Source organism: Kribbella sp., assembly GCF_035687465.1.
GTDB lineage: Bacteria > Actinomycetota > Actinomycetes > Propionibacteriales > Kribbellaceae > Kribbella.
On record NZ_DASRXP010000404.1, the window covers coordinates 1 to 5,781 of the forward strand.

9 protein-coding genes are annotated in these 5,781 nt (G+C 66.3%); 7 read left to right on the top strand and 2 right to left on the bottom strand.

Annotated features, from left to right (window positions below):
* The 4 genes from VFG33_RS20955 to VFG33_RS20970 all read left to right on the top strand — a co-directional run.
* The coding region (locus tag VFG33_RS20955; RefSeq protein ID WP_325054604.1) for a hypothetical protein at positions 1-544 on the top strand (544 nt) is incomplete at its 5' end.
* 34 nt (positions 545-578) lie between these two features.
* Positions 579-1,112: a MauE/DoxX family redox-associated membrane protein gene (locus tag VFG33_RS20960; RefSeq protein ID WP_325054605.1), complete on the top strand. Its 534-nt coding sequence runs from the start codon at positions 579-581 to the stop codon at positions 1,110-1,112.
* 156 nt (positions 1,113-1,268) lie between these two features.
* Positions 1,269-2,519: a sialidase family protein gene (locus VFG33_RS20965; protein WP_325054606.1), complete on the top strand. Its 1,251-nt coding sequence runs from the start codon at positions 1,269-1,271 to the stop codon at positions 2,517-2,519.
* Between the two features lie 9 nt (positions 2,520-2,528).
* The gene (locus tag VFG33_RS20970) at positions 2,529-2,933 is read left to right on the top strand and encodes an HIT family protein (protein WP_325054607.1); all 405 of its coding nucleotides are present in this window, start codon (positions 2,529-2,531) and stop codon (positions 2,931-2,933) included.
* On the opposite strand, the gene VFG33_RS20975 is transcribed toward VFG33_RS20970, so the two are convergent.
* Both VFG33_RS20975 and VFG33_RS20980 read right to left on the bottom strand, forming a co-directional pair.
* Positions 2,930-3,397 carry a hypothetical protein gene (locus VFG33_RS20975; RefSeq protein WP_325054608.1) on the bottom strand — a complete coding sequence of 156 codons (468 nt, stop codon included), beginning with the start codon at positions 3,395-3,397 and terminating at the stop codon, positions 2,930-2,932. The genes VFG33_RS20970 and VFG33_RS20975 overlap by 4 nt on opposite strands.
* A 1-nt stretch (position 3,398) precedes the next feature.
* Positions 3,399-3,845 carry a hypothetical protein gene (locus VFG33_RS20980; protein ID WP_325054609.1) on the bottom strand — a complete coding sequence of 149 codons (447 nt, stop codon included), beginning with the start codon at positions 3,843-3,845 and terminating at the stop codon, positions 3,399-3,401.
* On the opposite strand from VFG33_RS20980, the gene VFG33_RS20985 reads away from it, so the two are divergent.
* The 3 genes from VFG33_RS20985 to VFG33_RS20995 form a co-directional block, all read left to right on the top strand.
* Positions 3,814-4,962, top strand: a complete 1,149-nt coding sequence (locus VFG33_RS20985; protein WP_325054610.1) for an MFS transporter — start codon at positions 3,814-3,816, stop codon at positions 4,960-4,962. The two genes, VFG33_RS20980 and VFG33_RS20985, sit on opposite strands and share 32 nt — an antisense overlap.
* A 19-nt stretch (positions 4,963-4,981) precedes the next feature.
* Complete coding sequence (locus tag VFG33_RS20990) at positions 4,982-5,611, top strand: RNA polymerase sigma factor (RefSeq protein ID WP_325054611.1); 630 nt, start codon at positions 4,982-4,984, stop codon at positions 5,609-5,611.
* Positions 5,608-5,781 (top strand): anti-sigma factor family protein (locus VFG33_RS20995; protein ID WP_325054612.1); only part of this gene is annotated, 174 nt, incomplete at its 3' end. The genes VFG33_RS20990 and VFG33_RS20995, both read left to right, overlap by 4 nt.

The following is a 5,781-nucleotide window of genomic DNA, read 5'->3' on the forward strand; positions in this document are numbered from 1 at the left end:
CGATCTGCTGAGCTCGTCGGTCTGGCGAGACAAACTACCCATCTTCGTCGCCGGCCTACTCGCCGGCGCGATGTTCTCCGGTGTCATCACCGGCGCCCTCGGCGGCCTAGCCTCACCACTACCGTCCTGGCTACGGCTCGGCCTACTCGCACCCGCACTCGCCGTCATCCTCGCCTTCGAACTGGCCGGCAAACCCCTCTCACTCATCCAGAACCGCCGACTCGTCCCCCAAACCGTCATCCCCGACAACCAAGTGCGAGGGCCCTTGCAGTTCGGCTTCGAAATGGGCACCGGCGTACGGACCTTCGTCCCAACCGCCCTGCCACACGCCCTGGTCCTGCTCGTAGTGCTGTTCGGAGGACTGGGCCCGGGACTCTTGGCCGGCGTCGGCTTCGGCCTCGGCCGCGCGATGATGCCAACCGCCCGCCAACTCAGCGGGGACCCGCAGGGTTGGGACAGCGCCATGCTGGGCTCCATGACCCGGATCGGACGCACCAGCGCCATCGGCTTCCTGCTCTGCCTGGCCGTGCTCTTCCTCCCCTGACGAGTCAATCCCCCCGACGAGAGAGGACCCCGCTGTGATCGACGCACTGATCGCCAGCTTCACCCTGGCGGGCGCCCTGCTCCTCCTGCTGGCCGCATCACGCCGAACCTCCGGCAACGAAGGTCTGACCGAGGTCGTCAGACAGCACGGCCTGCTGCCTGACCGCCTAGCCCGGCACGCCATCGCCGGAACAGCATTCGAGGCAGTGATCGGCTCAGCCCTGATCATCGGCTGGCTGTCCGGCGAGGGCTGGTTGACGCGGCTCGCCGCCACCGCCGTCGCAACCTGGTTCCTGTTCCTCGCCGTCTACCTGGCCGCACTCCTGCGCCGCCGCGGACGAGTGCCCTGTGGATGCCTCGACGACAAAAGCCCGGTCAACCCAATCAAGATCATCCGCGCAACGTTGCTCGCAGCAACAGCCGCGCTGCTGGCAGCCGGATTACCCGCACTCCCATCTGAACTCGCTGTCCGCCTCCTGTACGTCGCCACCGGCGGTTTCATCGTCGTCCTGCTGATCACGATCGACCGAGTCACCGAACTGCTGGATGAACCGGCTACCGGACACTGACCGCGTAGTCGCCCCTTCAGACAAGTTCACCGCCCAGCGGTACGGGCGCAGTACGGGCAGCACGGCGACAGTGGCGATTCCTAACCTCGGTGGCAAACGCCCGATCGCCGTCGACAGCATCTACGGCACCCAGAACAGGTCTGTGAGGAATAGGTCATGGCGTTATCGCGTCGGACGTTTATCGGTGGAGCGGCCAGTGTGGCTGCGCTCGGAGTGACGGGAGCGGGGGTGGTCTTCCCGCAACGGGCGCTCGCTCTCGATCCCGACGGCATGGAGAGCAAGATGCTCTTCGGCGACGCGCAAGCAGGAGCCGCTGCGATTCCCAAGGAGAGTGGCAGCGGCAACTACCACTCGTGCCGCATCCCCTCGATCTTCGCGATCCCAGGGTCAAGCGTCGTGATAGCGGTCGTGGAGGGCCGACCAAATGATGTCGCCGATGCCAGCGGGAACATCAACCTGCTGATGCGCCGGTCGACCGACTCCGGGCTGACCTGGAGCGCCGCGACTACGCTGGCGGGAGCCGGCCTTCAGGGCTGGACGAACCCCACGCTGGTCCACGATCGGACCACGGGCCGACTGACCTGCTTCATGCTGCGCCGGCAACTCGGAGAGCTTTACGTCATCGATCCCGACGTCTACATCGCGACGTCGGAGAACAACGGAGCGACCTGGACGAACCCGGTTGCGCGTCCCGACCTGAATCGCGCGGCGGGCGGCAACGACTTCATCGGGCCCGGCAACGGGATCCAGCGGGCCGACGGAACCCTCGTGGTCCCGGCACGTGGCCGCCTGATCATCAAGGCACCAGGTGGGGATTGGGCAAGCCATGGTCTTCCTCAAGGGCTGTCCGACGGGCCGTACGGTGAAGGAACCGTGACGGAGCGCTCGGACGGCCGGCTGATCCTGAACTACCGCGCCCTGGATAGGGAAATCAAGAACGGCGGCACCTACCCCCATACCCGCCGGATCGCCATCGGGAATCCGGGCAGCTGGCAAATGTTCGGCCAGGAGTACTGGCGCGCCCAGATCATCGACCCCGGCGCCCACGCCGCGCAGATCTCCCACTCGATCAACGGCGTTCCGCATCTGATTCACCTCAACTCCGCCACCCGGGAGATCGACAACCGCTACGTGATGACGCTGCGCGCGAGCGCCGACGACGGCGAGACATGGACGAGCTACCAGCAACCGCTGAGCGAAGACCCGCTGGCGAGCGAAGGAGATCTGGCCGGGAACCTGCGTGAGGGTGGCTACTCGGCGCTGACCTCCACCGGTAGCGGCCTCATTCTTGCGCTGGTCGAGGCGCGCAGGGTGCAGTACAACAACCCGTCCCTGCACGACCTGAACCACAACTCGCCGTGTGCTGTAGTGCTCCGCCGGTTCGACCCGAGTTGGATCGTTCCCTAGGCTGGGTCGATGAGTGAGAACTGCCTTTTCTGCGGGATCGTGGCGGGCAGCATCCCGTCACGGCAGGTCGCTGCCACCGATCGGGCGATCGCCTTCATGGACATCAACCCGGCTACCCGCGGTCACCTGCTCGTGATCCCCCGCGAACACTCCACAGATCTGCGGGAGAGCGCTCCCGAGGACCTGATCGCGGCGACCCTGCTGGCGCAGTCGCTGGTCAGCCGGGTGATCGAGCGCCTGGACGCCGACGGCGCGAACCTACTCAGCTGCATCGGCGCCGACGCCTGGCAAAGCGTCTTCCACACCCACCTGCACGTCATCCCCCGCTACAAAGACGACCCACTCCGCCTCCCCTGGCAACCCACCCCCGGCGATCCGGAGAGCATCGCCGAAACAGCCGCCACCCTGCGCTAACTATCGGCTCTTATCGAGGTAGGTCCATGCCACAGCACGACAACATCACCACTCGGGCTGCGGTGGACACTGCCGAGCTCGTTGTCGATATCCGGATCTGCATCACTCCACACCCCGTGGTATTTGTATCTGGTACGAACCAGCGCGTCGAGGTGGCGATCCAGCATCTTGCCCGCCTTACCGACGAACGCGATCCAGTCGTACATCTCCGGCATTCTCAGACGCAGTGGGCGCAGCTCGTCCGGACACACGGAATATTGTGATCCACTACTCGCCAGGTCGCTGAGCAGCTCGACAGCGCGATCGGTCGTCAGAACGCTCAGTTTGTCCCGGCGGGCCAGGTCGGCGGGATCCACTTCGCCGGCGATCGTGTGAACCTGACAGACAGGAGCGCTGCGGAGCCAGTCGAGTACGGCCCGCTCCAGCCTCAGCTCACTGGCCAAGGCACTGTCGCGATCGGGCAACTCACCCCTGCAGACCGGGCAGTCGTACCCGGAGGTCACCCGTCGGCGTGAGGGTGCCCAGGGCCTTCGCCGACAGGCGACGCACTTCCTCCACCGCACGTCCTCCCTCCCTTCGCTGCGCCGCAGGATCCGAGATCCAGGTGACATTCTGCACCGTTGAGGTGACGTTCTGCTCGACCGTGGCAGTGTCCGGCCACCTCTGTCCTGAGGTGTGTAACGGATGCAGGGGCTCATGACACTGCAGGGGCGTCAGGGATTCTCCGAGCGCACCAGGGGTTGTCATGCCGAACGCCACAGCTACACCCGTCACCCAGTTCGCACCACGGTCGTCCGGGGTGGGGCGGCGGCTTTTGCCGTTGCAGGTTGCGGCGTTCTTGCAAGGGGTCTTGTTCTGGGTGCCGGTCGAGAAGTTGTTCATGACCGAGATCGGTTTCAACGCCGCGACCATCGGAGTGATGGCCGCAGCCTACGCCGCCATGGTCCCGCTCGTGGAGGTCGTCTCGGGCGTTCTCGCCGACCGGTGGTCCCGGCGCGGGGTGCTCGCGCTCGCCGGGATCGCGTTGCTGGTGAGCAGCCTCATCGGTGGCCTGAGCCAGAACGTCATCACCTACATCGCCGCGGCCCTCATCCTCGGCATCTACTTCGCCATGTACTCCGGCACAGTCGAGGCGATGGTCTACGACACCGTGCTCGAGGAGACCGGCAACAGCGACGCCTACGAGCACCAGCTCGGCCGGATCCGTCTGGTCGAGAGCGCAGCCTTCGTCATCAGCGCACTGGCCGGCGGCTGGATCGCCAGTACTGCGTCCACCCGGCTGACGTACTTCGTCACGCTCCCGTTCGGGTTGCTCGCTCTCGTGGCGCTTGCGCGCTTCAGGGAGCCCCGGCTGCATGAGACGAGCGAGCGCTCTCCGCTCCGAGATCACCTGCGCGTGACCGTCCGGGCGATCGTGTACCGCGGCCGGCTGATCCCGATCGCCGCCGCGTCGATCATGTCCGCGTTGATGGTGCAGGCGATCTTCGAGTTCGGCCCGTTGTGGCTGATCGCGCTCTCCGCGTCGGCCGTTCTCTACGGACCGTTCTGGGCCGGTCTGGTCTCCACCCTCGGCATCGGCGGACTACTGGCCGGCCGCATCGCACTGCACCGGCCATTGCCCGTGGCAACCGTCGTCGTGCTGATGCTGGTCGCCTGCCTGACGATGACCACCAGTCACAACCTGGCCGCCATCACCGCCGCGATGGTCGCGCTCACCTTCTGCCTGGTGGTGATCGGGATCCACGTCAGCCGCTTGATGCACGATGCCATGCCATCGACGATCCGGACCGGCGTCGCGTCCGGGATCAGCGCGGTCTCGTGGGTGGTGTTCCTACCGTTCGCCCTCGGATTCGGTGCTGTCAGCAAGCAAACCAGCGTCTACACGGCCACCTGGATGATCACCGCAGCGGCACTCCTGGCCGGCGCCGCCCTCATCTGGGTCGTACTTCGCCCGGTCAAGCCCACCGAGAACGCCGATGAGGTCGCCGAATGTACCGAGGACCGCCGTGAACTGGCCGCCTGCGCGTGACCGCATCTACTCTGACCCGATGGAAGGCCTTCCGCCGGACGAGGTGCTGGTCGCGCGGTTGCGGCGGGGTGAGGAGAGCGCCTTCGCCTTGGTGCTCGACAGTTGGTCCGGCGGGATGCTCCGGCTGGCCAGATCCTTCGTCTCGACCGAGGAGTCGGCCGCGGCGGTCGTCCAGGAAACCTGGCTCGCGGTGATCGAGGGCATCGGCCGGTTCGAGGCCAGGTCGTCGCTCAAGACCTGGGTCTACCGCATCCTCACCAACACCGCGAAGCGCCGCGGCATCCGCGAGCACCGAGTGGTTCCACTGAGCAGCGTCGACGACAGCGGTCCCACTGTCGACCCGAGCAGATTCCGGCCCGAAGGCGACCCGTTTCCAGGGCATTGGTGGGAGTTCCCCGCACTCTGGCCGACGCCGGAACAAGGCCTGCTCCGACACGAAGTACAGGCTTGGCTGGCTGAGGCGCTGGCTGAATTGCCTGATCGGCAGCGCGTGGTGATCACCCTGCGAGACGTCGAGGGCTACCCGTCCGAGGAGGTCTGCGAGTTGCTCGGCATCAGCAAGGCGAACCAACGAGTGCTCCTGCATCGCGCCCGGGCCTTCGTGCGCGGCAAACTGGAGAAGTACTACGACCAGGAGGCGACCCCGTGAACGACCTCGACTGCCGGCAGTTCGTCGAGCAGGTGACCGCATTCCTCGAGGGCGACCTCGGGCCGGATGCGGAGCAGCGGTTCGTCGACCACGTCGCGCTGTGCGACGGCTGCGACCGCTACCTCGACCAGGTCCGCCAGACCGTCCAGGCCCTCGGCGACCTCCCCGCC

Excerpts from the sequence above, each read along its gene's own strand:
- VFG33_RS20970 (WP_325054607.1), top strand. The coding sequence starts at position 2,529 with ATGAGTGAGAACTGCCTTTTCTGCGGGATCGTGGCGGGCAGCATCCCG.
- VFG33_RS20980 (WP_325054609.1), bottom strand. The coding sequence starts at position 3,845 with ATGGTCGCGGCGTTGAAACCGATCTCGGTCATGAACAACTTCTCGACC.
- VFG33_RS20985 (WP_325054610.1), top strand. The coding sequence starts at position 3,814 with ATGACCGAGATCGGTTTCAACGCCGCGACCATCGGAGTGATGGCCGCA.
- VFG33_RS20990 (WP_325054611.1), top strand. The coding sequence starts at position 4,982 with ATGGAAGGCCTTCCGCCGGACGAGGTGCTGGTCGCGCGGTTGCGGCGG.
- VFG33_RS20965 (WP_325054606.1), top strand. The coding sequence starts at position 1,269 with ATGGCGTTATCGCGTCGGACGTTTATCGGTGGAGCGGCCAGTGTGGCT.